The sequence below is a fragment of the Campylobacter upsaliensis genome (genome assembly GCF_900637395.1).
In the GTDB taxonomy this organism is placed as follows: Bacteria; Campylobacterota; Campylobacteria; order Campylobacterales; family Campylobacteraceae; genus Campylobacter_D; species Campylobacter_D upsaliensis.
This window is the reverse complement of record NZ_LR134372.1, coordinates 998517-1023093: the sequence shown is the minus strand read 5'-3', so window position 1 is coordinate 1023093 and position 24577 is coordinate 998517. Positions and strand designations below refer to the sequence as shown.

25 protein-coding genes and 1 pseudogene are annotated in these 24577 nt (G+C 34.5%); 17 read left to right on the top strand and 9 right to left on the bottom strand.

Annotated features, from left to right (window positions below; translation table 11 throughout):
- Positions 1-42 precede the first annotated feature (42 nt).
- Positions 43-2196 (top strand): polyribonucleotide nucleotidyltransferase, encoded by a 2154-nt coding sequence (locus EL158_RS05205; RefSeq protein WP_027303806.1) that lies wholly within the window; start codon positions 43-45, stop codon positions 2194-2196.
- Here the strand turns inward: EL158_RS05205 and EL158_RS05200 are convergent.
- The 3 genes from EL158_RS05200 to EL158_RS05190 are packed head-to-tail and all read right to left on the bottom strand — an operon-like array spanning position 2185 to position 5524.
- The gene (locus EL158_RS05200; RefSeq protein WP_126361524.1) at positions 2185-3984 is read right to left on the bottom strand and encodes a motility associated factor glycosyltransferase family protein; all 1800 of its coding nucleotides are present in this window, start codon (positions 3982-3984) and stop codon (positions 2185-2187) included. The two genes, EL158_RS05205 and EL158_RS05200, sit on opposite strands and share 12 nt — an antisense overlap.
- Positions 3984-4955, bottom strand: a complete 972-nt coding sequence (locus tag EL158_RS05195; RefSeq protein WP_027303805.1) for a phospholipase A — start codon at positions 4953-4955, stop codon at positions 3984-3986. The genes EL158_RS05200 and EL158_RS05195 overlap by 1 nt, the downstream gene beginning before the upstream one ends.
- The gene (locus EL158_RS05190; RefSeq protein ID WP_034955734.1) at positions 4952-5524 is read right to left on the bottom strand and encodes a molybdenum cofactor guanylyltransferase; all 573 of its coding nucleotides are present in this window, start codon (positions 5522-5524) and stop codon (positions 4952-4954) included. The genes EL158_RS05195 and EL158_RS05190 overlap by 4 nt, the downstream gene beginning before the upstream one ends.
- A 64-nt stretch (positions 5525-5588) precedes the next feature.
- On the opposite strand from EL158_RS05190, the gene EL158_RS05185 reads away from it, so the two are divergent.
- The 9 genes and pseudogenes from EL158_RS05185 to EL158_RS05145 all read left to right on the top strand — a co-directional run bounded on the left by EL158_RS05185 (position 5589) and on the right by EL158_RS05145 (position 14403).
- Positions 5589-6899, top strand: coding sequence for an NFACT family protein (locus EL158_RS05185; RefSeq protein ID WP_027303803.1), 1311 nt, complete (start codon positions 5589-5591; stop codon positions 6897-6899).
- 2 nt (positions 6900-6901) lie between these two features.
- Complete coding sequence (locus EL158_RS05180) at positions 6902-7279, top strand: hypothetical protein (RefSeq protein ID WP_027303802.1); 378 nt, start codon at positions 6902-6904, stop codon at positions 7277-7279.
- A gap of 11 nt (positions 7280-7290) precedes the next feature.
- Complete coding sequence (locus EL158_RS05175; protein WP_027303801.1) at positions 7291-8019, top strand: phosphatidate cytidylyltransferase; 729 nt, start codon at positions 7291-7293, stop codon at positions 8017-8019.
- The gene (dxr, locus tag EL158_RS05170) at positions 8016-9101 is read left to right on the top strand and encodes a 1-deoxy-D-xylulose-5-phosphate reductoisomerase (RefSeq protein WP_027303800.1); all 1086 of its coding nucleotides are present in this window, start codon (positions 8016-8018) and stop codon (positions 9099-9101) included. Before EL158_RS05175 ends, dxr begins: the two co-directional genes overlap by 4 nt.
- A pseudogene (pgp1, locus tag EL158_RS05165) lies at positions 9076-10463 on the top strand (peptidoglycan D,L-carboxypeptidase Pgp1). The gene dxr and the pseudogene pgp1 overlap by 26 nt, the downstream one beginning before the upstream one ends.
- Positions 10460-11467 carry a tRNA (adenosine(37)-N6)-threonylcarbamoyltransferase complex transferase subunit TsaD gene (tsaD, locus tag EL158_RS05160; RefSeq protein ID WP_027303798.1) on the top strand — a complete coding sequence of 336 codons (1008 nt, stop codon included), beginning with the start codon at positions 10460-10462 and terminating at the stop codon, positions 11465-11467. Before pgp1 ends, tsaD begins: the two are co-directional and overlap by 4 nt.
- Positions 11468-11475: 8 nt before the next feature.
- Complete coding sequence (locus EL158_RS05155; protein ID WP_027303797.1) at positions 11476-11988, top strand: prepilin-type N-terminal cleavage/methylation domain-containing protein; 513 nt, start codon at positions 11476-11478, stop codon at positions 11986-11988.
- On the top strand, positions 11985-13223 hold the full coding sequence (locus EL158_RS05150) for a DUF2920 family protein (RefSeq protein WP_027303796.1): 1239 nt from the start codon (positions 11985-11987) through the stop codon (positions 13221-13223). Before EL158_RS05155 ends, EL158_RS05150 begins: the two co-directional genes overlap by 4 nt.
- On the top strand, positions 13213-14403 hold the full coding sequence (locus EL158_RS05145) for a DUF2920 family protein (protein ID WP_126361521.1): 1191 nt from the start codon (positions 13213-13215) through the stop codon (positions 14401-14403). Before EL158_RS05150 ends, EL158_RS05145 begins: the two co-directional genes overlap by 11 nt.
- Here the strand turns inward: EL158_RS05145 and EL158_RS05140 are convergent.
- Both EL158_RS05140 and EL158_RS05135 read right to left on the bottom strand, forming a co-directional pair.
- On the bottom strand, positions 14390-14683 hold the full coding sequence (locus tag EL158_RS05140) for a hypothetical protein (RefSeq protein WP_027303794.1): 294 nt from the start codon (positions 14681-14683) through the stop codon (positions 14390-14392). The genes EL158_RS05145 and EL158_RS05140 overlap by 14 nt on opposite strands.
- The gene (locus EL158_RS05135; RefSeq protein ID WP_027303793.1) at positions 14683-15279 is read right to left on the bottom strand and encodes an MBL fold metallo-hydrolase; all 597 of its coding nucleotides are present in this window, start codon (positions 15277-15279) and stop codon (positions 14683-14685) included. The genes EL158_RS05140 and EL158_RS05135 overlap by 1 nt, the downstream gene beginning before the upstream one ends.
- Before the next feature lie 157 nt (positions 15280-15436).
- Between EL158_RS05135 and EL158_RS05130 the strand changes: the two genes are divergently transcribed.
- Positions 15437-17548: a carbon starvation CstA family protein gene (locus EL158_RS05130; RefSeq protein ID WP_027303792.1), complete on the top strand. Its 2112-nt coding sequence runs from the start codon at positions 15437-15439 to the stop codon at positions 17546-17548.
- Entirely contained in the window at positions 17526-17735 is a 210-nt protein-coding gene (gene kcuS / locus EL158_RS05125; RefSeq protein ID WP_269470920.1) for a KCU-star family selenoprotein, read from the top strand. The genes EL158_RS05130 and kcuS overlap by 23 nt, the downstream gene beginning before the upstream one ends.
- 31 nt (positions 17736-17766) lie before the next feature.
- On the opposite strand, the gene EL158_RS05120 is transcribed toward kcuS, so the two are convergent.
- Positions 17767-18180, bottom strand: coding sequence for an acyl-CoA thioesterase (locus EL158_RS05120; protein WP_004277459.1), 414 nt, complete (start codon positions 18178-18180; stop codon positions 17767-17769).
- 65 nt (positions 18181-18245) lie between these two features.
- Between EL158_RS05120 and ciaB the strand changes: the two genes are divergently transcribed.
- Both ciaB and EL158_RS05110 read left to right on the top strand, forming a co-directional pair.
- Complete coding sequence (ciaB, locus tag EL158_RS05115; protein ID WP_027303790.1) at positions 18246-20105, top strand: invasion protein CiaB; 1860 nt, start codon at positions 18246-18248, stop codon at positions 20103-20105.
- A gap of 78 nt (positions 20106-20183) precedes the next feature.
- Complete coding sequence (locus tag EL158_RS05110) at positions 20184-20480, top strand: HU family DNA-binding protein (RefSeq protein WP_027303789.1); 297 nt, start codon at positions 20184-20186, stop codon at positions 20478-20480.
- Between the two features lie 38 nt (positions 20481-20518).
- Here the strand turns inward: EL158_RS05110 and EL158_RS05105 are convergent, their stop codons facing one another.
- Genes EL158_RS05105 through EL158_RS05095 form a run of 3 tightly spaced genes read right to left on the bottom strand, consistent with a single transcriptional unit; the run spans position 20519 to position 21930 of the window.
- Positions 20519-21070, bottom strand: a complete 552-nt coding sequence (locus EL158_RS05105) for an SCO family protein (protein WP_027303788.1) — start codon at positions 21068-21070, stop codon at positions 20519-20521.
- Positions 21067-21507 (bottom strand): hypothetical protein, encoded by a 441-nt coding sequence (locus EL158_RS05100; protein ID WP_027303787.1) that lies wholly within the window; start codon positions 21505-21507, stop codon positions 21067-21069. Before EL158_RS05100 ends, EL158_RS05105 begins: the two co-directional genes overlap by 4 nt.
- A 3-nt stretch (positions 21508-21510) precedes the next feature.
- A complete protein-coding gene (locus EL158_RS05095) occupies positions 21511-21930 on the bottom strand; it encodes a copper chaperone PCu(A)C (protein ID WP_027303786.1) in 420 nt (139 codons plus the stop codon).
- A 155-nt stretch (positions 21931-22085) separates the two neighbouring features.
- Between EL158_RS05095 and pgp2 the strand changes: the two genes are divergently transcribed.
- From pgp2 to EL158_RS05080, 3 genes are read left to right on the top strand one after another with little or no spacing between them, the layout of a single operon-like run.
- Positions 22086-23036: a cell shape-determining L,D-carboxypeptidase Pgp2 gene (gene pgp2 / locus EL158_RS05090; RefSeq protein ID WP_027303785.1), complete on the top strand. Its 951-nt coding sequence runs from the start codon at positions 22086-22088 to the stop codon at positions 23034-23036.
- Positions 23036-24019: an alanine racemase gene (locus EL158_RS05085; RefSeq protein WP_027303784.1), complete on the top strand. Its 984-nt coding sequence runs from the start codon at positions 23036-23038 to the stop codon at positions 24017-24019. Before pgp2 ends, EL158_RS05085 begins: the two co-directional genes overlap by 1 nt.
- Positions 24019-24483, top strand: coding sequence for a tRNA (cytidine(34)-2'-O)-methyltransferase (locus EL158_RS05080; RefSeq protein ID WP_027303783.1), 465 nt, complete (start codon positions 24019-24021; stop codon positions 24481-24483). Before EL158_RS05085 ends, EL158_RS05080 begins: the two co-directional genes overlap by 1 nt.
- Positions 24484-24577: the final 94 nt, after the last annotated feature.

Genomic DNA, 24577 nt, shown 5'->3' with positions numbered 1-24577 from the left:
AAAAATTTTAAAAAATTACTATCAAACAATAAAGGAAATATAATGCAATATAGCATAGAAGTGAATCAAAATTTAGAAATTTTTGATGTTGATAAGGTCGCTAAACAAGCAGCCGGCTCTGTTTTAATGCGAGTGGGTAAAAGTGTCGTTTTAGCAGCCGTAGCAAGAGAAGATAAGCAAGTAGAAGAAGACTTTTTGCCCCTTACCGTGCAATACATCGAAAAAGCTTATGCCGTGGGACGCATTCCGGGAGGCTATATCAAAAGAGAAACTAAGCCCGGAGATAATGAAACCCTTACGGCAAGGATTATTGATAGGAGTTTAAGACCGCTTTTTCCTAAGGGTTATGCTTATCCTACGCAAATTGTAGTTATGGTTCTTTCAGCTGATGATGAGGTGGATTTACAGATGATGAGCTTAAATGCGGCAAGCGTGGCTTTATATTTGAGTGGAATTCCTATTAAAGCACCTGTTTGTGGGGTGAGAATCGCTAGGATTAATGATGAGTTTGTATTAAATCCAAGCAATTCTAAACTTAAAGAAAGCACACTAGATCTTTATGTGGCTGGGGTTAAAGATGAGCTTTTGATGATAGAAATGAGAGCTTTGCCAAGTGAGAGTGAAGGTGAGGCTATGGTAGAAACTAGCTTTGCGGAGGCTTTAGCTGGGACTAGCATTTATGAGCAGGTTATGAATGAATTAAGCGAAGATGAAATTTTACAGGCTTTAAGTGTGGCTAAAAAAGCGATACTAAATGGCTCAAATGCCTATGAAGAGGCTTTTTTCAAACATCGCAAAAAAGAAGAATTAGAATTAAAAGAAGAGCTTGAAAATAGGGAGCTTTTTGAATTTATTAAGCAAAATTACACAAATGAAGTTAAATTCGCTATCAATCAAATGGCAAAAAGTGAAAGGGCAAGTGAGCTAGAAAAAATCGTTAAAGAACTTATGAAGCTTGAAAATATCATAGATAAATATAGTCAAGAAGATGTTTTTAACGCTCTTTCTAAGGTCAAAAAAGAGCTTGTGAGAGCGCAAATTTTAAAAGAGAGAAAAAGGGCTGACGGACGCGCCTTAAACGAGGTGAGAGCCATAGAAATTGAAACAAATATTTTACCAAACGCACACGGCTCTTGCCTTTTTACAAGGGGGCAAACGCAAGCCTTAGTTGTAGCGACTTTGGGCGGGGAAAATGATGCGCAAATGGTCGATTTGCTTAATGAGAAAAATCCTATTAGCGAACGCTTTATGGTTAATTACAATTTTCCAGGCTTTTCTGTGGGCGAGGCAAGTCCTATTAAGGCGCCGGGTAGAAGAGAGCTTGGACACGGAAATTTAGCTAAAAGAGCGCTTTATCCAAGTGTCGATGAAAATTATCCTTATGTGGTGCGTTTAGTGAGTGAAATTTTAGAAAGTAATGGCTCTAGCTCTATGGCGAGTGTGTGCGGTGGCTCACTTGCTTTAAGGGCGGCTGGAGTGCCTAGCATTAAGCTTGTGGCAGGTGTGGCTATGGGGCTTGTTTTAGAGGGTGATGAGTATGCTATTTTGACTGATATTATGGGACTTGAGGATCACGATGGAGATATGGATTTTAAAGTCGCTGGAACTAAGGATGGAATTACCGCTCTTCAAATGGATATTAAATTAGGCGGAATTGATGAGAATATTCTCAAAAACGCTCTTTATCAAGCAAGAGAGGCTAGGCTTCACATTTTAGACTTAATGGAGGAGGCAAATTCGCACATTGTCGTTAATGAGGAGGTTTTGCCAAAATTAGAGCTTTTTAGCGTAGAGCCTAGTAAGATTGTTGATATTATAGGACAAGCGGGTAAGACGATTAAAGAGATTATTGAAAAATTTGGCGTTTCTATCGACCTTGACCGCGAAAAGGGTGAGGTTAAAATCGCAGGAAATCAAAGTGAGCAAATCAAAGCCGCAAAAGATTATATTATCAGCATTACAAGCAAGGGTAAGAAATTTTCTAAGGATTTAACGCAATTTAAAGTAGGCGAAGAATTTTTCGAAGCAGAAGTTAAAAAAGTAGCACCTTTTGGGGCTTTCATCGCTTTAAAAGACGGGGTCGATGGTTTGCTTCATAGCTCTAAAATGAAGACTAAATTGAGTGAAAATGATAAGGTTGATGTAAAAATCAGTGAGATTAAAAACGGCAAAATTTCAGTGGATTTACTCTCTTAGAGAGTTTTCTAAGCCATTTCTTAAAATGTCTATTTTGCGGTTTAAATTTTCTATGAAAAAGCCTAGCCACTCTTTATAAGCATTGATGTAGTAAAGATGAAATAGGCTTTCATCTTCTATTTTTGCTTTTAAAACTTCACAAATGAGCTCTCCTTTTTTATAAAAAACAAAGCCTAATTTCCCGTCATTTAAGAACTCGTCCTCTTCTAATTTCCCGTCAAATTCATCAATCATCTTTTTGACTTTTTGTAAGAAGTTAAGCGGGAGAGTTTTTTTACTTTCAAGTATGGTATTTAAAGCGTTTAAAAGCTCTTTTGCTCCCTCTAGCATACCTTGACTTTTTCTAAGATCTGCTTTGACTTTAGTGCTAAATTTGCTTAGGATTTTCTTTGCTTTATTTTGAGTAATGGGCTTTGTAAGACTAAAATTTGGCTTTTTGGTGGTAAGCATTTTAGCACTTTCTTCAAAGCTAAGTTCCTTGCTAAATTTGATGAAAGCTCCGCCCTCTGTTGAATTGATGAAAGTCGCTTTGTCTTGATTTAAAAGAAAAAGCCTTTCTAAATCTTTTCTATAATAATCCCAAGTAATATGCGTTGTAACCTCACCCAAGCCCTTATAAGCCTTGACTTTAAAATACTTTATGTCTGCCTCTGTTTCGAAATTTTCCCCTAAAGCATAGCCTTTGGCGTGTGAATTTCCATTAAAGTCAAGGCTTAAATCCTGTCCTAGCATAATGATATTTTTAAAGCCAAGCTCTAAGGCTAATGCGTAAGCAAAATGGCTCACATTGCCCCCAAGCTCGACAAAGCCAAAGTCTTTAAAGAAATTATATTGACAAACGCCGTCTTTCGTGCCTAGCACCACGCTTAAATTTTTACCCTTAAGGCTTTCTAGGGTTTTGGGGTGAGTGGAGTAGCCATTAATGATGAGGCTTTTAGCTGGAATTTGATGTAAAAAAGTCTTTGCGAAGTCGCTAATATCTGTATTTAAAATATAATCAGGCTCTATGCCTTGCTCTAAGACGATATTTAAAGCCCCGTCCGCACAAAAAAGCACGGCGTTTTCTTGCACCTTTTTTAAAAGGGGAAGTTGTTTGCTTAGGCTTGGACCTGCTGAAATGACAATGGCATTTTCAAATTTGTTTTTTCTCTCCTCAATAAGTCTTGCTATGGGGATATTTTCAAGCATTAAAGGCACATTGGAAAGAAAATTTTCATAAACGCTAAATAAAATATCCTTAGCCCATACTCCAAGTGCGCTTAAGGTCGTAAAAATAACGCTTTCGCAAAGTCTATGCACGGCTTTTGCTTTTTCCAAATAAAAGCGATGATAAAAGTTCCCGTTCATAAAAAGCTCAAAAAGGCTAAGGTATTGATAATAGGGCTTAGTCGAAAAAAGCATAGAAAGATAAAGCTCTAATTTTTCACTACTAGTATCGACAAAAATGACCCTACCTTGCCTAAAATCCTCACTAAAATCAAAGCGTGAAAAAGCCGAAATGAAAAAGTCTAAATTCTCTTCAAAGACGATAATAAGAGGGTATGAGGGGATAAGCCTTTTTAAAAGCTCGCCATCTCCTATGCCAAAAAGGCAGATGAAAGGATAACGCAAACTTTGCGCTCGAATTTCATCAAAAAGCCGCTCTTTTTCACCCTCTTCATACGCAAGACCCCCCCCGTTTTTACTTAATTGGCTTTTTTCACCGCTTTGAAGGTAGGAGATAATTTTGTGGCTTAATTCGCTAAAAACACTAGAATTTATGGCGGATAAATTTTTTTCTAAAAACATCAGTAAGAGATTAAAAAGCCCGTAGAAATACGCTCTAAGCGTTTGTTATAGTCGATGAGACTATCGCCATAGCCGTTAAAATACTGCACATAATAATAAATGCCATTGTTAAACACATCATAGCCAATATCCACTTGCACAGCGCCTTTGTTACGCGAAAAATTGAGATTATTTCTTAGCATAGTATTGATGAAAAAATCATTGCCCAAATAGCCCAAATTAATATCAAAATTTCCCATATAATGTTCCATAGCAGGATTATCATCACTTCCGCCGTCCTCGTTAATTCTATACCAAATTCTAGGAACAATTAAAAATCTTTTGTATAAAAAGGTCGTGGAGGCGTAAAGCCTGTTCCAAGAGCGAGACTGCTCGTGATCGTCATCTCTGCCGTTGCTTTCGTGTAAAAATCCTAGCCTAAGATTATTAAAATAATCGTATCCGTCAAAATGGATAGGAAAATCGACAAAAAATTCAGGCTGATAGCTATTTTCTCTAAAAGGAGAAGAGTGCTTATAAAGCTGCCACCACGAAGTTTGCGTATAGCCTAGATAGTATTTTTCGTCAAGTCCTAATAAATTTTCAAAAAGGCGTTTTTTAATGCTGATTTGAAATTTGACTTCATTTTTAGAGCCGCTTAAGTCGTGATTAGTGTGTGAAAAGGGTAAAAAATAATTCATCTTATAAGAGTTAATGCCAAGTGGATTAAAGGAATTTTCATCTCCTAAATAATTTGCTAAAGCGATTTTAGAAAAATTATCCTTTTGGCGTTTTTGTTCTTTTGGGGCTTGAGTGCTTTTTGTCTCATTTAAAATTTCGGTGGAATTTGGCGTTTGATTTTTAAGAGCTAGTTTTTTATAAATTTGCATAGCTCTTTTGTAATCGCCCTTTTTTTCATATTCTAAAGCCTTACTTAAATCATCTGCAAAGCATAAGAGAAAAAGGCTGAAAATAAGAAAAATTTTTTTCATAAGCATTCGCTTTGATATTTTAAAAATTCATCATAATAATTTAAATTTAAAAAGGCTTCTTCGCTTTCAAAAGGCACAAATTTGCTTGGAACTTTATCAAATAATAGCCCTATTTTTTGCTCATTTTTTTCAAGCATTTCTTTACATAAGGGTGCTAAAGATGAGTGGTAAAAGCCACATAGGCTATGTTTGTAAAGTTTGGTTTGTGGAATAATGATTTTATAATTTTGCTTTAAAAAAGGGGTCAATTTTTCTAATTCTTCCCCAGAAAAACGCACAAAATCCACAGCTAAAATAAACACAAATTCATTTTTAAAATGTCTTAAAATAGAATAAAGTGCAAGCATAGGGGAGTAAATTTGAAAGCTTTTATCATCTTTGATAAGATCTGCTTTAAAGTCGAATTTTTCATCTTTGCTGGAGAGATAGACCCTTTTAAAAAGTGGAGTAAGCTTTTCATAAGCGTTTTGAGCGAGGCTTTTTTGTCCTATTTGAAGTAGGCTTTTGTCCTGTCCCATACGAGAAGACCTACCTCCGCATAAAATCACCGCATTTAAAAGCGAACTCATCTTAATCCTTAATGAAAAATGGCGAATTCTAGCATAAATTTCCAAAATATCTTATAATTTGATTATGAAATATACAGAATTAGTGCAAATTTGCGAATTTTTAAAGCAGTATCGAAGGCTTGATTTTATTAAAAGAATTGATGATAATGTTTTGTGTCTTAGTTTTGATAAAGAGCATTATATTTTTGATTTAAATAAAAGTGAAAGCGGAATTTACACGGCAAATGTAAAGATGAAAAGCTACAATGCTCCCTTTGATTATGCGCTTAAAAAATATTTTAGCAATGCCTTGATTAAAGAATTGAAAGTGCTTGAAAATAACCGCATTTTATGTTTAAAAGTGGAGCTTAACAAAGCTTATAAAAGTTATGAAAGTGTGATTTATTTTGAATTTACAGGTAAAAATACAAATGCGGTTATAACAGATAGAAAAGGCTTGATTTTAGAGGCTTTAAGGCATATAGATAAAAGCTATCGTCAAGTAAAGCCTAATTTAATGCTTTTAGAGCTAAAGCCTTTTAAAATGGATACAAATTTTATTAAAATTGACGATTTTAAGGCGTATTTTGAGGAAAAATTTCACGCCCTATATTCCAAAAAATTTTTGCAAATTCAAGGAGCAAAATTAATTTTTTTGCAGGGTAAAATTGAAAAATTAAAGAATTATTTAAACACCTTAGAAAGTGAAGAAGATTTATTTTTAAAGGCGATGAAGCTCAGTCAAAAAGCGGATATTTTATTTGCAAATTTGAGTTTTTTAAAAGAATATGAGAGGAAATTTACGCTTTTAGATTTTGAGGGAAAAGAAGTGGAATTTGTGCTTGAAAATAGTCCTAAAATGAGTGCTAATGCCTTTTATAAAAATGCCAAAAAACTAAAGCAAAAGGCTAAAAATATCTGCTTGCAAAGAGAAAATTTAGAGGAAAAATTAGAATTTTTATCTGCTTTAAAAAATTTAATTCAAAATTGTCAAAGTCTATTTGAGCTTGAAATTTTACTCCCTAAAAAAAGCAAAAAAGAGCTTACAAAAAAAGATGAAAATGAACTAGGAATTGCAAATTTTTATTATAAAGAATTTAAAATTTGTGTAGGTAAAAATGAAAAGGGTAATATTTATTTACTTAAAAATACCAAAAAAAACGATATGTGGTTACATATCAAAGATGTGCCAAGCTCACACACTTTCATTATACATAATAAACAAAATATTAGCCAAGAAGTGCTAGAATTTGCCGCAAAACTTTGCGTAAGTTTTTCTAAGCTAAATCCAGGGAGTGTTTTGGTCGATTATACAACAAGGAATTTTGTCAAAGTAAGAGAAAAGGCTTTTGTTAATTATACAAATTATAAAACCCTTAGCGTTTTAAAGGAGTGAAAATGCCCGTAAGTCCCATAGGAAATATGAATTACATCAATCAAAATATGGCTTATCCGGCGACTCAAATGAGTAATGAGCTTGCCAAAGAGGGCTTTGCTGCAAATTTGAATTTAAGCGAATTTAGCGAAAAAGAAAAAACAATAGAAAAATTAGAAAAAGTCGCTAAAAGCCACGAGGTCGATGAGGAGATTAAAGAAAAAGCTGACGAGGAAGAAAAGAAGAAAAAACGCGAAGAAAATGAAGAAGAGGACGAGGAAAACGGCGAAGAGCAGGATTTGGAGGAAGCGGAGGAGAGTGGGGATTTAGAAAAATTAGATGAGGAAGAAGCATTGTTTAAAAACGCGCAAAAAATCCCTCACATTGATATTAGTATTTAAAAGGAAAATCTATGTTTGATATGACGAGGATAATATCTGGCTTTGTGATGATAGTGGCTGTTATCATCATCGCTTTGATTGATGTTTTTTGGATTAATTTTGTAGTGTTTGGACTTTTGCTTTATTTTGCTTTTGATGAGGCAAAAAAGCTTTTTAGTGTGCCTAATGCTTCTTTTATCCCTGCCTTTTTAGCCTTTTTACTAGGAAGCTATTATGAAAAAGCCTTGTTTTTTGGACTTTTGCTTGTGATTTTGGTTGTGGGGTATTTATCTTATAAAAAGGCGGAAAATTTAAGATTAAGTCTAATTTATCTTTATCCTACCTTGCCTATTTTAGCACTTTGGCAGGTGTATTTAGACGAGGGTATGATTACGCTTTTTTTACTCATTTTACTTGTTGCATTGTGTGATAGTGGAGCGTATTTTATCGGTAAAATGCTAGGTAAAACTCCTTTTTCACAAACTAGCCCTAATAAAACCTTAGAGGGCGTAGTTGGCGGTGTGCTTTGTGCTGTTGTGGGTGGGGGATTAGTAGGCATTATTATGGGGGAATTTTGGCTGTGGGTTACACTTGGCTTTTTTGTGGCTGTTTTGGCTGTGATAGGAGACCTGATAGAGAGTTATTTTAAAAGAGTGGCAAATTTAAAAGATAGCGGAGATTTAATCCCCGGACACGGAGGCATTTTAGATAGAATTGATGCTGTTATCATCGCTTCTTTTGCTATGGTTGTGTTTTTATGATAGTTTTTGGAAGCACGGGAAGTATAGGAGTCAATGCCCTTAAACTTGCTGTTTTGAAAAATCTACGCATTAGTGCTTTAGCGTGTGGTAGCAATATTAAGCTTTTAAATCAACAAATCGAGCGTTTTAAGCCTGAATTTGTTTGCATAAAAGAGGCAAAAGATAGGCATTTAGTTAAACATAAAAATGTTTTTGTGGGTCAAGAGGGACTTGAGAGAATTTTAGAACTTAGTGATGATTCACTCTTGCTTAATGCTATTGTCGGTTTTGCAGGGCTTAAAAGCACACTAAAAGCTCATAAACTTCATAAAAAAATCGCCCTAGCAAATAAAGAAAGTTTAGTTGTGGCTGGGGAATTTTTAAAGGGAGCAAATCTTATCCCTGTGGATAGCGAACATTCCGCTTTAAATGCTTTGCTTAAAGAGAGGCAAAATATTAAAAAGCTTTATATTTGTGCAAGTGGAGGGGCATTTTTTAAATTAAAAACAAAGGATTTAAAAAGCGTCAAGCCAAGTGATGCTCTAAAGCACCCTAACTGGTCTATGGGTGCTAAAATTACCATAGATAGTGCTACTATGGCAAATAAGCTTTTTGAAATTATCGAGGCTTATCATCTTTTTAACATTAGGGAAATTGACGCTTTTATCGAGCCTAAATCTTTACTTCACGCTCTTTGTGAATTTCAAAATGGTGCTACAAGTGCCTATTTTTCTAAGCCTGATATGAAATTAGCGATTGCGGAGGCTATTTTTGACACGCACGAGCTTGAAATTTTACCTCCGCTTGATTTTGTTAAACTTTCTAGTTTAAAATTTCATAAAATTAATCTTAAAAAATATCCACTTTTTGCTCTTAAAAATGCCCTTTTGAAAAATCCAAATTTAGGGGTCATCATCAATGCGGCAAATGAAGTAATGGTTGAGAAATTTTTAAAACAAAAATGTAAATTTTTAGACATTTCAAAGGGTGTTTTTAAGACTTTGGAGCATTTTGGAGAGCCTAAAATAACGAAGCTTGAAGAAATTTTTGAATATGATAGAAAGGTAAGGGAATATTGTGAAAATTTTAGCTTTATTGTTTAGTTTTGTTGTGAGTATTTTTGCTCTTGATTTTAGCGTAGGAGAAAATGGCACAAGTAGCGAAAATAATAATACTATTTTAATTTTTGGTGGTATGCAAGGCGATGAGCCGGGCGGCTTTCACGCGGCGAGTTTGCTCCTTAGTGATTATAATATCACTAAGGGTAAGATTATCGTAGCGCCCAATTTGGCTTTTGAGAGCATTATTAAGCGAAGTAGGGGAGTAAGTGGAGACTTAAACCGCAAATTTGCAGAGATTAATCCTAAAGACCCAGATTTTGAGACAGTGCAAAGGATAAAAAGCCTTATTTTAAAGCCTGAAGTGAGTATGGTAATTAACCTTCACGATGGCTGGGGTTTTTACCGCCCTACTTATGAAAATGCACTTAAAAATCCTAAGCGTTGGGGAAATTCTAGCGTCATCGATACAAAAGAAATTAATGCTACTGCTTATAATAATTTAGAAAATATAGCACTTCAAACGGTTGAGAGCGTTAATGCTTCTTTGGCTGATCCTAAACATAAATATTTCCTTAAAAATACCAAAACAGAAGAACTAAACGATACGGAAATGCTTAAAGCCTTGACTTATTTTGTCATTTCTAATCAAAAAGCCGCTTTTGCAAATGAGGCAAGTAAGAATTTACCCGTGCATTTAAGAGCTTATTATCATCTTTTAGCGGTGGAAAATTATCTTAAAACAGCTGGACTTGAGTGGGAAAGAAGCTTTGAGCTAAGTCCTGAGGGTGTGTATGGGGCGATTAATAGGGAGATTGAAGTTAAGCTTTTTGATGATAAAATTTTGCTTTATCTTAAAAATCCTAGAAAAAGTATGAATTATATCCCCTTTCCTGTCAATAAGGAGCTAAATTATCAAACAAGCAATGAGCTAACCGCCGTTGTAGCGGAGAATAATCATTTCTTTATCCAGTATGGTAATCGCTTTCAAAGTCGAATTTACCCAGAATATTTAGAATTTAGCGATGCCTTTGAGGAGGTTGATTTTATCATCGATGGTAATGAGACTTCCGTGCCTTTTGCAACTAGAGTTAAAGTTAAAAAAGAATTTATGATCCCAAAAATTCAAAATGTGCGTGTGAATATTATAGGATTTGATCACTCAAAAGATGAAAGCAATATTATCATAACAAAAGATAAGATGAAAGCTCAATACGCCTTAGATGATGCAGGTAAAATTTATAGAGTGGAATTTTATGAATTAAGAGGAGCAAATTTACAGCAGCTCCTTGAATATCAAAAAGGCACTAAGGTCATTAAAATGCTAAAATGCCGGATATTAGCATATTTAAAGAAGCAGCGAGAAAAGATAAATTTTTAGGCTCTGTGCTTGTGGAATTTCAATGAAAAATTGCATTTTAGCGATAGAAAGCTCATGCGATGATAGCTCCATAGCTATCATTAATAAGGATAATTTTAATTGCCTTTTTCATAAAAAAATTTCACAAGAGAACGCACACGCAAATTATGGCGGAGTCGTGCCTGAACTTGCTGCTAGACTTCATAGCGAGGCTTTGCCTAAAATTTTGGAGCAGTGTCAAAACTATTTTAAAAAGCTTTGTGCCATAGCCGTTACAAATGAGCCCGGTCTTAGCGTGAGTTTGGTAGGAGGTATAGCTATGGCTAAAAGCTTGGCTTTAACGCTTGATTTACCACTCATCGCCGTCAATCATCTCAAGGGGCATATTTACTCTCTTTTTTTGAAGCAAAAAGAAGAGTATGATATGGGAATTTTGTTAGTTAGTGGTGGGCATAGTATGGTTTTAAAAGTCGATGAAAAAGGTTTTTTAGAAATCTTAGCAAAAAGTAATGATGATAGCTTTGGCGAGAGTTTTGACAAGGTGGCTAAGATGATGAATCTAGGCTATCCAGGAGGACTTATCATAGAAAATTTAGCAAAAAAAGCAAAGATAAAAAAGCTCCATTTCTCTGTGCCTATGCTTCGCTCAAAAGAGCTTAACTTTTCTTTTTCAGGGCTTAAAAATCAAACAAGACTTGAGCTTACAAAACACCAACATTTAGATGAGGGCATTAAAAGCGAGATAGCTTATGCCTTTGAGGAAGCGGCTTGTTTGCACATTATTGATAAGTGTCGTAAAATTTTTACCAAACATCGTTTTAAAAAATTTGGAGTTGTGGGAGGGGCTAGTGCAAATTTGAATTTAAGGGGGCGTTTGCAAAAGCTTTGCGAGGAATTTGAGTGCGAATTAAAACTTGCTCCGTTTGAATTTTGTGCGGATAATGCTTTAATGATAGCAAGAGCGGCGATAAGTGCCTATGAAAGAGGCGAATTTGTAAATATAAATGAGGATATTTTAAGCCCTAAAAACACAAATTTGACGAGACTTTAGGAGAGAGTGTGAAAAAGGCTTTTACGATTTTAGAACTTGTTTTTGTGATTATAATACTTGGAATTTTAGCAGCTATTGCCCTGCCAAAACTTAGCTCTAGCAAAGATGAAGCGGAAATTAGCAAGGCTTTAAATAATCTTAGAACTTTTATCAATGATGTAAGTATTTATGCTCTTAAAAATGACAAACTTGCAAATACTAAACTTCTTAGCAATGTTAGTGGCGTGGAGGAGGTGGATTTGTCTAGAAATTTGAGTGATGTGGCGTTTAAGGTGGGTGAGGATGAAAGGTGCGTGGAATTTGTCTTCGTGCAAGGAGCTAGTTTTGTTTTAATGGGGCTTTCGACTAATGATAATGTTAAAAATGCCATTAAAGCGGTAGCAAATGGAGCCGATGAGAGCGTTTTGGGTAATGCTGATTTTACAAGCCCCTCTCAAAATAAAGCTTGTGTGGCTTTAAGCAAAAGTGAAAATTTTAAGGCTTTGGCAAATAAAACTTATTTATTACTAGGCACGAGATGATAGTTTTTAAAAGCATTGAAATAGACTCTACTGATGATATAGAGCTTAATATCAAAAGAAAATCTAAGCTGGAATTTAAGCTAAGTTATGATGATGAAAAGGAGATTGAGGCGATTTTAGTGCTGATACAAGGCACGGGAGATGATGCAAATAATTCTTTCTTAAAGATTATTATGCAAAGCCTAGCTAAAAAGTATAATGCTGCTATCATTAGTCCAAATTATTTTGGGATTCATAACCGCCCTCAAACAGGTGCAAAGCCCTATTTTGACGAGCTTGATAAAAAGATTATGTATGAGCTTTGTGAAAGTCTTAATATCGCTTTAGATGAGGAAATTTTTAGCTCAAATCCCCCTGAAAAAATTTTAGAAAAGCTTAATATCCACATAGCCTATAAAAAGTCAAAAGGTGATTTAAAGCAAGATTATGCGGCGATTATACATTGTAGTTTAGACCCTTTAAATGGTGAGTATCAAAACTGGGGCATTATGCCTGCTATGGATATTATTAATGCTATTTTACATCTTAAGAAAAATCCGCCCTTTAAGACAGGGGGGGGGAGTTTGCGTGTCGTGGTATCTGGGGGTTCTTATGGGGGCTATTTGGCGTTAATGTGTGCTAAAATCGCTCCTTGGCTCATTGATGGAGTGATTGATAATTCAGGCTCTGGGCTATTTTCGTGGAGAATGATAGGCTTTGGCAAGGAGCTTGATTTTAAAACATATTGTGGTTGCGGTGCTAGGATAGGCGATGTGCATTTTTTATTGAGCGATAAGACTTTTTGGACTCTTGATGCGCATTCTCTTTATTTTTTCTCACAATCAAGAAGCGATATAAGATATATCCTTAATCCTACGCACTTAGAAACTTTGGCTAAATTTAATCATATTATCTTTGTAAGCTATCATTCTAAAAATGATACTTTTTTAGCCCCTTATACTGAAAAAGTCGAGCTTTTTGAGCTTTTAAAAAAGCTTAAATTTGACGCACATTTGCATTTGATACAAGATGAAAGTGAGGTTGATGGTAAATTTGTTAAAAATTTAGAACACGGATTAGGAATTCCTTTTAAAGCCTTGATTAATAAAGAATTCCCGCCGCTTTTAGAAAAAATCAAAAAGCAAAAGAAAAAGCCTTGCAAAAAAAGTATTAGCTATACTTGCTATGATTTAATTTATCATTTTAGCGAGAAAAATCACAAAATGAAACTAGAAATTGAGCATTATGATAGATAAAAGTTTTTTTATTGATTCTTGTGATGATGTGGAGCTTGGCATTAAAAGAAACTCAAAGCTAGAATACCGCATTAGCTACGATGAGAGTAAGCCTATAAGGGCGATTTTTGTGATAGTAGGAGGCTTTGGCTCTAGTGTGGATACTAGGATGCTTGATTTTACAAGGCGTCAATTTGCCTCGCGTTTTGGCATTTTGGCGATGAATGTTTTTTATCACGGCTTTTGTTGTCGTGTTTCAAATGAAGAGGCTTATAGTGCTGAGTATAGCATAGAAAAAGAAGATGTTGAAAATATCAAAAAAACACTTGCAAAATTAAATTTACCCTATCACTCAAATTTGCCACATAATGCTTATTATTTTTTGCTTGAAGATATGATGAAAAAGCAAAAAGAGGCTGGAATTTACGCGCAAAATGCTCTTTTAAAAGGACTTAGCTATACCATTTTACCGCCAAATGAGGAATATCAAAATTATCTTTTAATGCCAGCACTTGACCATATTAACGCCCTTAAGCATTTATTTAAAACTCTCGGGGGGGGGGGGGGTAACTTACCTATCATTTATGCGGGTGGGTGTTATGGCTCACAAATCGCTTATTTAATCGCTAAAATCGCTCCGCACTATACGCAGGGTGTGATTGATGTCGCTTGTGCTGTTTTACCAAGAGAGCAAATGTTTATGCGAACGGCGGAGGGGGAATTTTATTTTTACACCGAGCATTTAGAAATTTCTTGTCATACAAAAAGTTTTTGGACGAAGAATAATTTTACAAAAGCAGCCTTTGATATAAGAAATCTTTTAAATTATAAACATCTAGAAATTCAAAAAGCTTATGATAAAAATTGCATTTTTGTGAGCTATCACTCTAACAAAGATGAATTTAAAACAGCAAAAGATAAGGAGAAATTATATCAAACTTACGCAAATTTGGGTTTTGATGCGACCTTGCATTTAATCAAAAATGAAAGTGAGATTGATGGAAAGCTTATAAGAAATTTAAGCCACGCAGGAATTTCAAATGAAAGGGTGCTTAAAAAAGAATTGCCACTCATTTTAGACAAGCTTGAGGGAAAAAGCTTTCAAAGAGAGCCGAGAATTTTAAGCTATCCAAGCGATGAAGCGGTGTATCATTTTGAGGATATAGGAGACAAATACGAGCTTAAAATCATTCCTTCTTAAGCCTCCAGCCCACATAAGCACAGAGTAAAGATAACGCAAAAAGTGCATTAAGTTCCAAATTGACAAAGCCTATAAAGCTTAAAGAGGTTGCGCTATATAAAAAGCCTCCCATAGCACTATACATACAAATCATACTCAAAGAGCCATTTTCAGCCATTTTTTTACAAGGACAAAAATGGTAGAATTTTTCATTGTTAGTTTGGGATTTTTTTTGAAATTTCAAGCCTAAAAGCCCAAAAATAATCAAAAAGGCAAAATAATAAATCAGTAAAATATCCATTAAAAATACCTTAACCAAGTCGGCAAATGCTCTTGCTCATCTTTAAGAAAGGTATGCTCTCCGTGTCCCGGTAAAAGCTTATAATTTTCTTTATAATTTAAAATTTTTTCTAAACTTTGTTTCATTAAAGTGGCATCAGAGTAAGGGAAATCCCACCTCCCTATACTTCTATAAAATAAAAAATCCCCACTAAACATCACGCCCTCTCCAACAATTTCTATCATACAACAGCCCGGCGTATGACCGGGAAGAAAGTGAAATTTAAAAATGCTATCAAAAAGCTCTAGCGGCTCTTCACTTTCAATCAAGACATCGGCTTTATGCTTTTCAAAGCCTTGATTGAAGGGGTCTTCTAAAAAAAAGGCATCGTTTTTATGGATATAAAGAGGGACATTAAATTCTTTTTTTACTGCCGCATTATCCCAAATGTGGTCAAAATGTCCGTGGGTATTTAGTATGGCTAAGGGATTTTTCGTATGTTTTTTCACAAATTCCAAAGCTCCAACTCCCGGATCAATGATAAATTCTCCTCTTTGTGTGCTTAAAATGTAACAATTTGTCTCATAAGCCCCACAAGCTTGTTTATAAATTTGCATTTTTATCCTTTTTTTATTTAAAATTATAGCCTTTTTTCTTTATAAAATTAAATTTGAGTGCGTAAATTTGTTACTTTATGACTAACTTTTGTTTATTATCGGTTGTTTTTTAGCCTTTTTTGCTATCATAAAACATTTTAAGTTTGAAAGGAGAGCTATGAATTCCTTGACTACAAAAATTTTATGGCTTTTTGTAGCAACTTTGGGTGCTGTTTGTTTTGGCTACTTAGCCTTGCAAAATGGAGAAAGTGTTTCAGCGATTTATTTGGTCGTTGCGGCGGTGTGTATCTATATGATAGGATATAGATTTTATGGGCGTTTTGTGGCTTATAAGGTTTTAGAGCTTGATAAAACGCGTGCCACTCCAGCCCTTACACAAAATGACGGACGCGATTTTGTCCCTACAAATAAAGTCGTTCTTTTTGGGCACCATTTTGCAGCGATTGCTGGAGCGGGTCCTTTGGTAGGTCCTATTTTGGCGGCTCAAATGGGCTACTTGCCTTCTATGCTTTGGATTTTAGTCGGTGGTGTTTTAGCGGGTGCTGTGCATGATTTTGTCGTGCTTTTCATCTCTACAAGGCGTAATGGTCGTTCTTTGGGCGAGATGATTAAAGGTGAAATGGGAAATTTTACAGGCGGCGTAGCTATGGTGGCGATTTTTGGCATTATGCTTATTATTATTGCTATTTTGGCTATGGTTGTCGTTAAGGCTTTAGCGGAGTCTCCTTGGGGTTTATTTACCATTGCGATGACGATTCCTATTGCGATTTTTATGGGAATTTATATGAGATTTTTGCGTCCGGGTAGAGTAGGAGAGGCTTCTATTATAGGTTTTGTGCTTTTAATCCTTGCGATTCATTATGGTAGCGTTGTAACTGCTGATGCGTATTGGAAAGAATTTTTCACCCTTGACGCACCGACTTTGGCTATTGTGATGATGATTTATGGCTTTGTAGCGGCGGTTTTGCCTGTGTGGTTTTTACTCGCTCCTAGGGATTATCTTTCGACTTTTTTAAAAATCGGCGTCATAGTTTTGATGGCTGTGGCTATTGTGATAGTCGCTCCGGATTTGCAAATGCCTAAGGCAAATACGCAGTATTTTGACGGAACTGGTCCTGTTTTTGCGGGAGCTATTTTTCCTTTCTTGTTTATTACCATAGCTTGTGGGGCGATTAGTGGTTTTCACGCTTTAATTTCAAGTGGCACGACTCCTAAAATGCTTGAAAATGAAACACACGCTTTAGCGGTGGGTTATGGTTCTATGCTTATGGAAAGTGCCGTGGCTATTATGGCTTTGATTTGTGCTTGCATTTTGCATCCAGGAATTTATTTTGCTATTAATTCTTCAAGTGCTTTAATAGGCACGGATTTAGCTGGTGTTGCGGCGACTATTTCTAGCTGGGGCTTTAGTGTAAGTCCTGAAGAGATTATGAGTCTTACAAAAAGCATAGGTGAGGAAACTATACTTTCAAGAACGGGTGGTGCGCCGACTTTTGCTATCGGTGTGGCTTTGATTTTGCACGAGCTATTTAGTGGGGTGGATTTAATGGCGTTTTGGTATCACTTTGCCATTTTATTTGAAGCTTTGTTTATTTTAACGGCAGTTGATGCTGGCACTAGGGCGTGTCGTTTTATGGTGCAAGATATTTTGGGTAATGTTTATAAGCCTTTAGGAAATATACACAGCATTCCTGCGGGGATTTTTGCGACTGCTTTGAGTGTGGCTGGCTGGGGTTATTTTCTCTATCAAGGGGCGATTGACCCTAAGGGCGGAATTTACACACTTTGGCCTTTATTTGGCGTAAGCAATCAAATGTTAGCAGGTATGGCTTTACTTTTAGTAACAGCGATTTTAGTCAAAATGGGCAAGGCGAAATATACTTGGGTAACCCTAGCACCAGCGACCTTTGTTTTAATCGCCACACTTTACGGGGGCGTTCAAAAAATCCTACCTTATGAAGAGGGTAATAAGGTGCGTAATGCCGTAAGTCATGTCGCCACAGCAAAAATTCAAAATGATAAAATTATCGTTTTGGAGGCTAAATTATCCACTATAACAGACGAGGCAGAAAAAGCGAAAATTCAAAAAGAAATTTCTGTCGCCACTCAGGCTAAATTTGCTAACATCTTAAACGCTATTTTATGTATGTTCTTTATGATTACAACCTTACTTGTCATCATCTCTTGTGCTGGAATTTGCTTTGGTAAGATAAGAATTCCACTCAAAGAAAGCCCTTATATAAAGCTTGATAGTAAGCAAATTGTTTAAAAAAATTAAGTTTTATTACGAAAAAGCCGAGAGGTTTTTTCACCCCTTAGTGGGGCTTTCAAGTTATGATAAGTATTTAGAACATATGAGGGAGAATCACCCAGAAACTCCGCCTAAAAGCAGAGGAGAATTTTTTAAAGAATGCCTTGATAAAAAATATAATCAAGGCGGCTTAAATAAGTGCTGATAAAATTTAGAGCAAAGGTTTTGCTAGACAATCACTCAGCTAAAAAGCCGTGAATTTTTTTAAGCTCTTTGCTTATGGGCTTTTTTCTACCCCTTTTATCCACACTAATGTAAGTTGCAAAAGCGGAAGTTACATTAATGCAAGAGGTGCAGCCTAAGTCATCAACCCTTTGCACGACAACTTCGATTTTAACGCCTATGGAAGTATTACCGACCTTTTCTATCTTGGCATAGCAAGAAAGTATATCGCCTACATACACAGGCTCTTTGAAAATCACCTTATCCATAGAAATAGTTACAACACGCTCAGGAGAAAGCTCTCTAGCTGTAATTGCTCCGGCTAAATCGATTTGCGATAAAATCCACCCGCCAAAAATATTGCCCTCTGGATTAGTATCGCTTGGCATAGCGACTATTTTAAGCTTTGGCTCTCCCATATCTTTCATATGATTACTCCTTGTTTTAAAAAGAAAATTATAATTAAAAAAGTTAATAGGCTTAGGAGAATTAAATGAATGATTTTAAAGAAATCGCAAAACTTGCCAAAAAGCGTAGAGATAAAATCAATGGATTTTATCATTTTTTAGAAAGCGAAGAAAAAAACGAATTTTTGGAGGGACTTTTAAAAAGTAGCGGTTTAGAATATGAAAAAAGTGCCTTGCTAGCTATTTTGCGGCGTTTGGTTGATTTAAAAGAAGAAAATTTGGTAAAAGAATTGGAAAAAAGAGGAGTCAAAGAAGAGAAAATTACAAAGATTAAGCACGCTCTTTATGAAGAGGTGAGAAAATTTTATGAGCGAGAACATAAAGAATTCATAGAAGAAGTAAAGGAAAAAAGGCTTTTAAATGATTTTTATCAAGCCTTAGTTGAAGGCGTTCATAGTGTGGGACTTGTGATAAATGACTTTGAAATTGTTTGGACTAAAGAAATTATAGAAAAAAATAATAAAATGCTAAAATCAAGTTTCGCAAATTTAGAAGATGCGCTTGAATTTTTGCGTAAAAATAAACTTTATCAAGTGGATAATTTTGGTGAAATTTGCGAAAGAAGTTATGGGGTTATTGTTAAAATAGGCTCTTTGTGGCGTTTTGTTCCTTATGCTAGATTTTTTGAAAATGAAATTTTACGCTTAGAATTTGCTTTTGAAAGTATGATTGAAAAATTGCGAGTTTTCGCACAAAATGAAGAAGAATTTGCCTATATAGAGTATTTTGAAAAGCTTAAAAATGCCTTTTGCGAGAAGGAAGATGAGAGAGTTATCGCCGCGTGGCAGGAGGCTGAATTTGCTTGGATGAGGGTTAAATCGCCTTTGCAAGTAGGACATCCGCTTGAGTATTACGAGGATCAATACACGCACGCAGTGGCGTTAGAGTGGGATATTAGACTAAGTGATGCTAGCGAATTCAATGGACAAGAATTTGCACAAAATATTAAGAAAACTTTTTTAAGAATATATGAAAATATTGGCATTGAGGATGAAAATTTAAGAAAAGAAGTGTGCGAAAATATAGACAAAACTCAGCTTTATATTTGTCTGCCGATGATTTATTATGGAGCGGAGTTAAAGGGGCTTTTTTCAGCACAAGTTGTGCCAAACGATGAATTTGTCAGCTCAAAAGCAGGTAAAAAAATCTTTGCTTTTTTAAATTTTGTGTATGAAAATAGCAAAACAAAGCCCTTTATGAAAATGGCAAGTGAAATTTTCGATAAGGAATTTTTAACTTATGGGCGTGATGTTTTATTTTATAATGAAAAGCTTTGGAAAAGAATTTATGAAATTTCAACCATAGGACACGAATACGGACATATCTTTTTTATCGCAAAAGATAGTGAAAAATTGATGAATCAAAGTGGATTTTTCAAAAATATCGAGGAATACAAGGCTACTTGTGGTGGGCTTGTGAATTTTTTCTACCATGAGGAAGAAGAGCTTAAAATGCCCGTTTTTCACGAACTCATTAAAAGAGCTGTGGGACTTATAGCGTGGCAAAAGGTTGAAGAAGTTAAGGCTTATTATACGGAGGGATTGATTCATCTTTGTTTATTGTTTCAAAGCGGAGTTTTGGAATTTAAGCAAGAAAATTTAAAGATAGACTTTAGCACTCAAGCTTACGAAGCATTTAAAAAGCTTTGTTTGCAAACTTACCATGCTTTAGCCAAGCATTATGCACTTAGACTTGATGCTAAAGAATTTTTAGATATTTTTTGTGTTTTAGAAAATGAAGTTTTTTTACCTAAGCATAATGAGTGTAGGGAATTTGTGAAATTTTATTATGCTCTTTATGAAAAAATCGGCAATGAGCTTGATGAAAGTGGAGAATTTGAACGCTACACTAGGAAAAATGATAAAAAAATGAAGATAAAAGCCTAAAAATAGCCTTTTTTCTTGCTATTTTGTTTAAAGTATGCTAGAATTAGGCGTTTTAAATCAATTTAAAAGGAGTCTTAAATGACTAAGGCAGATTTCATTTCACAGGTTGCTCAAAATGCTGGGCTTACAAAAAAAGATGCAGGTGCTGCGACAGATGCGGTAATCTCTACCATCACTGAAGTTTTAGCTAAGGGCGATAGCATTAGTTTTATTGGTTTTGGAACATTTTCAACCACTGAAAGAGCTGCTAGAGAGGCTAGAGTACCAAGCACAGGTAAGACAATTAAAGTTCCTGCGACTAGAGTTGCTAAATTTAAGGTAGGTAAAAATCTTAAAGAAGCAGTTGCTGCTAAAGCTGGAAAAAAGAAAAAATAATTATAAGGCTGAATTTTCAGCCTTAGCTCACTCAAATTTCATTTTTTATCTTCTAAAAATTCATTTAAAGCTTTTAAAAGTTCCTTTTGACTTAGATCATTTATAGAACCTTTAAAATGTCCCTTTTCATCAAATAGGTAAAGCTCGTTACTGTGAGCTATGGAATATTGCATAAAAGAGTCTTTAAGGTCAATCTCTTCATACAAAACTCCATAGTTTTTTGTTAGTTTTTTTAAACTTTTTTCATCTTTAGTGATGAGAGCGGTGGAATTTGGGTAAAAATATTTAAGCCACTCTTCAAGTTTGGCAGGATCTTTGTCTCTTTTAATATCAAGACTGATAAAAAGAAGATGAGGTTTATTTTTCATTTTATCTAAAGCTAAAGCAAGTAAAGAAAGTGTGCCCGGACAAATGTCCGGACAAAAAGTATAGCCAAAATATATAATCAATTTTTCACCTCTAAAATCTTTCAAGCTTGTGTGATGTGAGAAGCTTGAGCGTAAGGAAAAATCATAATTTTGACTAGGATAAAAAAAATAACCAAAGCCCAAAATAAAGCAAAAAACTAAAATAAAAATAATTTTTTTCATCGTCTTAACTCAAAATCAAAATGAAAGCCCAAAGGCTTATCGTCTTTAAAAAATTGCGCTCTATAACGCATAGTGTCAAGCGTGCAAGCACTTAAAAGAATTTTGGCTTCGTAGTGTGAATTTTTGTAAATAAGACGCGGTTTTATTTCTCCCATAAACATATTTAAACCATAAATTTTAAGGCTTAAATTTTCATAAAAATCTAAATTTTCTATCTTTAAATGAAGCTCTTGCATAGCTTGTAGAGGTTTTGGATTTAAAAAAATACAAATTTTTTTATTATTAAAATCAAAAATACAATCTTCAATATTTAAATCGCAAGTCAAAGGTGTAATAGCATTTGTGAAATTTTTATTTTTATCAAAATCAAATTTAAGGTAAAGATAAGATCCTAGCAAAATAAACGCAAGACTAAAAATAAAAAAAAATTTTTTCAAAATTTAGAGCTTTTTAGATGGAATTTGCTCGACTTTTAAGCTAGTATTATTATCAAAATAAAGCGTTAAATTTGCTTTAGTATCGGCATTTATGGGATTTTTTAAATCAAAAAGCATTATATGATAAGAGCCCGGTTTTAATTCGGTAGTAGAATTAGGTTCAATTGTAATTTTAGGAATTTGTATCATAGACATTTTTTTATCTTTGTGGATGTGTGTGTGAAGCTCTATTTTATCACTTAAATCACTTTGTGCATTTATGAGAGCGATTTCTTTCGCGCCTTTGTTGGTAAGGGTAAGAAAAATGGCTGTATTTTTAGAATTTGGTGGAGTCTGTTTAATGTAAGCATTGCTAATTTCGATTTCTGTGGCACTTAAGCTTAAGCCAAGAAGACTTAAAATAAAAATTTTTTTGCTTAGCATTGTCATCTCCAAATGTAATGTTTTTTAAGTGTCGAGTATAGCAAAAAAGCTTTATAATGTCGTAAATCATTAATATTTTTTAAGAAAAAAATATTATAATTCCACTTTTGAAATTTAATTTTTAAGGAAATATTTTGAGATTTTTGCTAGTTTTTATGGCTTTTTTATCAAGCTTGAGTGCTTCTGATTTGGTAAAGATATATTTAAATAATGGTTTGGATGCCGTAGGCGCTGCGATAGAAAGAGAGCTTGGAAATAAGGACTTTTGGCTTGAAGAATTGGGAGATAAAAATTTAAGTCTTGGCTACTATACTCAAGATGTTATGATAGTTAAAACAAACAAAAATGATAAAATCTTAAAAGTTTTTTCCTACACAAATGGTAAGATTAAAAAGGAATTTGAGCAAAAGGAAGTAATTACTGGACTTATGGGCGATAAGGAAAAAGAAGGCGATTTAAAGACTCCTGTGGGCTTTTACGAGCTTGGGATGAAATTTAGCCCCGGAGATCAATATTATGGACCTTTTGCCTTTGCTACAAGTTATCCTAATCTACTTGACAAAGTGCAAGATAAAACGGGAGGAGGCATTTGGATACACGGCTATCCTCTTGATGGGACGAGATTAGATGAGTTTAAAACAAGAGGTTGCATTGCTTTATTTAATGATAAATTAGAAGACTTTGCTAAGGTTGTGGCAGGTAAAAAAGTCTATGTTTTGACAGAGGAAAAAGATAGTGTTAGAGCTAAAAAAGAAGAAATTGCCTCATTAATGGCTGATTTATTTGCTTGGAAATATGCTTGGACAGTGAGTGATGTCAATACATACTTAGCTTTTTATGATGAAAAAGATTTTAAGCGTTTTGATAAAAGTAGTTTTTCACAATTTGCTTCAATGAAAAAGATTATTTTTGCAAGAAAAGAGCATAAGATCATTAAATTTTCTAATATTGATATTAGTCCTTATCCAAATTTGAAAGATGAAAAAATGTATAGAATTTCTTTTTACGAGGATTATTATACAAAAAATTATCAATTTAAGGGCAATAAAATTCTTTATGTTAAGCTTGATAAAAAAGGTAAAATGAAAATTTTAGCAGAACAATAATGTCTTTAATCACATTAGATTCAAATGCTTACAAACATAATCTCTCCTACATAGCTACTAGAGCTGGTGGCTATGATAAACTTATTTGTGTTTTTAAGGATAATGCCTATGGGCATGGAATTTGTCTCTTAGCCCCTGTGGCTAAAGCTTGTGGGGTGAATTTTGTAGCTGTAAAAGATGAAAATGAAGCATATTTACTAGAAAAATATTTTGATAATATACTAATTCTTTCACACAGACCCACAGGAAATGAAAATCTTAATTTTATTTATGCTTTAAATGAGCCTTCTAGTTTTGCAAAATTTAAAAAAAATACACGCATTCACCTTAAAATAGACACAAATATGCATAGAAATGGTATAGATGTAAATGGCTTGGAAAAATTTTTAAAAGAGCTTTGCCATTTGAATTTAGAGGGCGCTTTTACGCACTTTATGTCGGCTGACGAGCTTGATGCTAGCTATTTTACACAAAAATACAATTTTCAAAAAGCTAAAAAAATCATTAAAAATTTTACGCAAGAAACTTTAATTTTTCACTCTTTCAATTCCTCCGCACTTTTTAGAGGAAAAATGCCACAAGATGAAATGTGTAGAGTGGGACTTGTGCAATTTGGTTACGGAGATAAGGGACTTAAAAAAGTTTTAAGACTTTACGCACACAAATTAAGCTCAAGAGTGCTTGAAAAAGGGCAAAGTGTGGGTTATGGTGGAGCTTATGTGGCAAACGAGCCACTTCAAATAGCTACTTATGATTTGGGCTATGCGGATGGGCTTTTTCGTTACGATGGCAAAGGGCAATTAAAGCTTGCTAATGGCAAGGAAATGTTGGGCAAAATGTCTATGGATAGCTTTTCTTGTGAAGATAGTGGAGAGGAAATTTGTGTGCTTGATGATGCGAATTTATGGGCTGATTTTTTTCATACTATAAACTATGAAATTTTAGTGAAGCTTAACGCTAATATTAAAAGAGTGCTTGTTTAATGTTTCATATCGTCCTAGTTCATCCTAGAATTCCGCAAAATACTGGCAGTATAGGCAGAATGTGCTTTAATGCAGGCTTTAAGCTTCACATTATTAAACCTTGCGTTTTTGATTTGAGTGAGAAGGCAGTGAAAAGAGCGGGGCTTGATTATTGGGACAAGCTTGAACCTATAATTTGGGAGAGTTTGGAGGAATTTTTGGGATCAAATTTGCAATGTAAAGAGCGTTTTTTCTTTGCGACAACTAAAAGCAAAAAGCCTTATTTTAGTATGAAATTTAGGGCTGGGGATTTTTTATTTTTTGGAAGTGAGAGTTTTGGGCTGCCAAATGAGTTGATGAATCTTAATGAGGCACATCAAATAACCATACCGATGAAGCCTTATGGTAGAAGTTTAAATTTGGCTACAAGTGTTGGAATTATTGCTTATGAGGCTTTGAGGCAGAATTTTCACATTTTCAAATAGTTTCAAATTGACACAGCGAATTATTTAAATTTGGAAAATAAGCCATTTTTTTAAATCTTAATGTTAAAATTAATTTTATCTTTATTAAAGGAGT

Coding starts and splice junctions, on each gene's coding strand:
- EL158_RS05205 (WP_027303806.1), top strand. CDS start 43: ATGCAATATAGCATAGAAGTGAATCAAAATTTAGAAATTTTTGATGTT.
- EL158_RS05200 (WP_126361524.1), bottom strand. CDS start 3,984: ATGTTTTTAGAAAAAAATTTATCCGCCATAAATTCTAGTGTTTTTAGC.
- EL158_RS05195 (WP_027303805.1), bottom strand. CDS start 4,955: ATGAAAAAAATTTTTCTTATTTTCAGCCTTTTTCTCTTATGCTTTGCA.
- EL158_RS05190 (WP_034955734.1), bottom strand. CDS start 5,524: ATGAGTTCGCTTTTAAATGCGGTGATTTTATGCGGAGGTAGGTCTTCT.
- EL158_RS05185 (WP_027303803.1), top strand. CDS start 5,589: ATGAAATATACAGAATTAGTGCAAATTTGCGAATTTTTAAAGCAGTAT.
- EL158_RS05180 (WP_027303802.1), top strand. CDS start 6,902: ATGCCCGTAAGTCCCATAGGAAATATGAATTACATCAATCAAAATATG.
- EL158_RS05175 (WP_027303801.1), top strand. CDS start 7,291: ATGTTTGATATGACGAGGATAATATCTGGCTTTGTGATGATAGTGGCT.
- dxr (WP_027303800.1), top strand. CDS start 8,016: ATGATAGTTTTTGGAAGCACGGGAAGTATAGGAGTCAATGCCCTTAAA.
- tsaD (WP_027303798.1), top strand. CDS start 10,460: ATGAAAAATTGCATTTTAGCGATAGAAAGCTCATGCGATGATAGCTCC.
- EL158_RS05150 (WP_027303796.1), top strand. CDS start 11,985: ATGATAGTTTTTAAAAGCATTGAAATAGACTCTACTGATGATATAGAG.
- EL158_RS05145 (WP_126361521.1), top strand. CDS start 13,213: ATGATAGATAAAAGTTTTTTTATTGATTCTTGTGATGATGTGGAGCTT.
- EL158_RS05140 (WP_027303794.1), bottom strand. CDS start 14,683: ATGGATATTTTACTGATTTATTATTTTGCCTTTTTGATTATTTTTGGG.
- EL158_RS05135 (WP_027303793.1), bottom strand. CDS start 15,279: ATGCAAATTTATAAACAAGCTTGTGGGGCTTATGAGACAAATTGTTAC.
- EL158_RS05130 (WP_027303792.1), top strand. CDS start 15,437: ATGAATTCCTTGACTACAAAAATTTTATGGCTTTTTGTAGCAACTTTG.
- EL158_RS05120 (WP_004277459.1), bottom strand. CDS start 18,180: ATGAAAGATATGGGAGAGCCAAAGCTTAAAATAGTCGCTATGCCAAGC.
- ciaB (WP_027303790.1), top strand. CDS start 18,246: ATGAATGATTTTAAAGAAATCGCAAAACTTGCCAAAAAGCGTAGAGAT.
- EL158_RS05110 (WP_027303789.1), top strand. CDS start 20,184: ATGACTAAGGCAGATTTCATTTCACAGGTTGCTCAAAATGCTGGGCTT.
- EL158_RS05105 (WP_027303788.1), bottom strand. CDS start 21,070: ATGAAAAAAATTATTTTTATTTTAGTTTTTTGCTTTATTTTGGGCTTT.
- EL158_RS05095 (WP_027303786.1), bottom strand. CDS start 21,930: ATGCTAAGCAAAAAAATTTTTATTTTAAGTCTTCTTGGCTTAAGCTTA.
- pgp2 (WP_027303785.1), top strand. CDS start 22,086: ATGGCTTTTTTATCAAGCTTGAGTGCTTCTGATTTGGTAAAGATATAT.
- EL158_RS05085 (WP_027303784.1), top strand. CDS start 23,036: ATGTCTTTAATCACATTAGATTCAAATGCTTACAAACATAATCTCTCC.
- EL158_RS05080 (WP_027303783.1), top strand. CDS start 24,019: ATGTTTCATATCGTCCTAGTTCATCCTAGAATTCCGCAAAATACTGGC.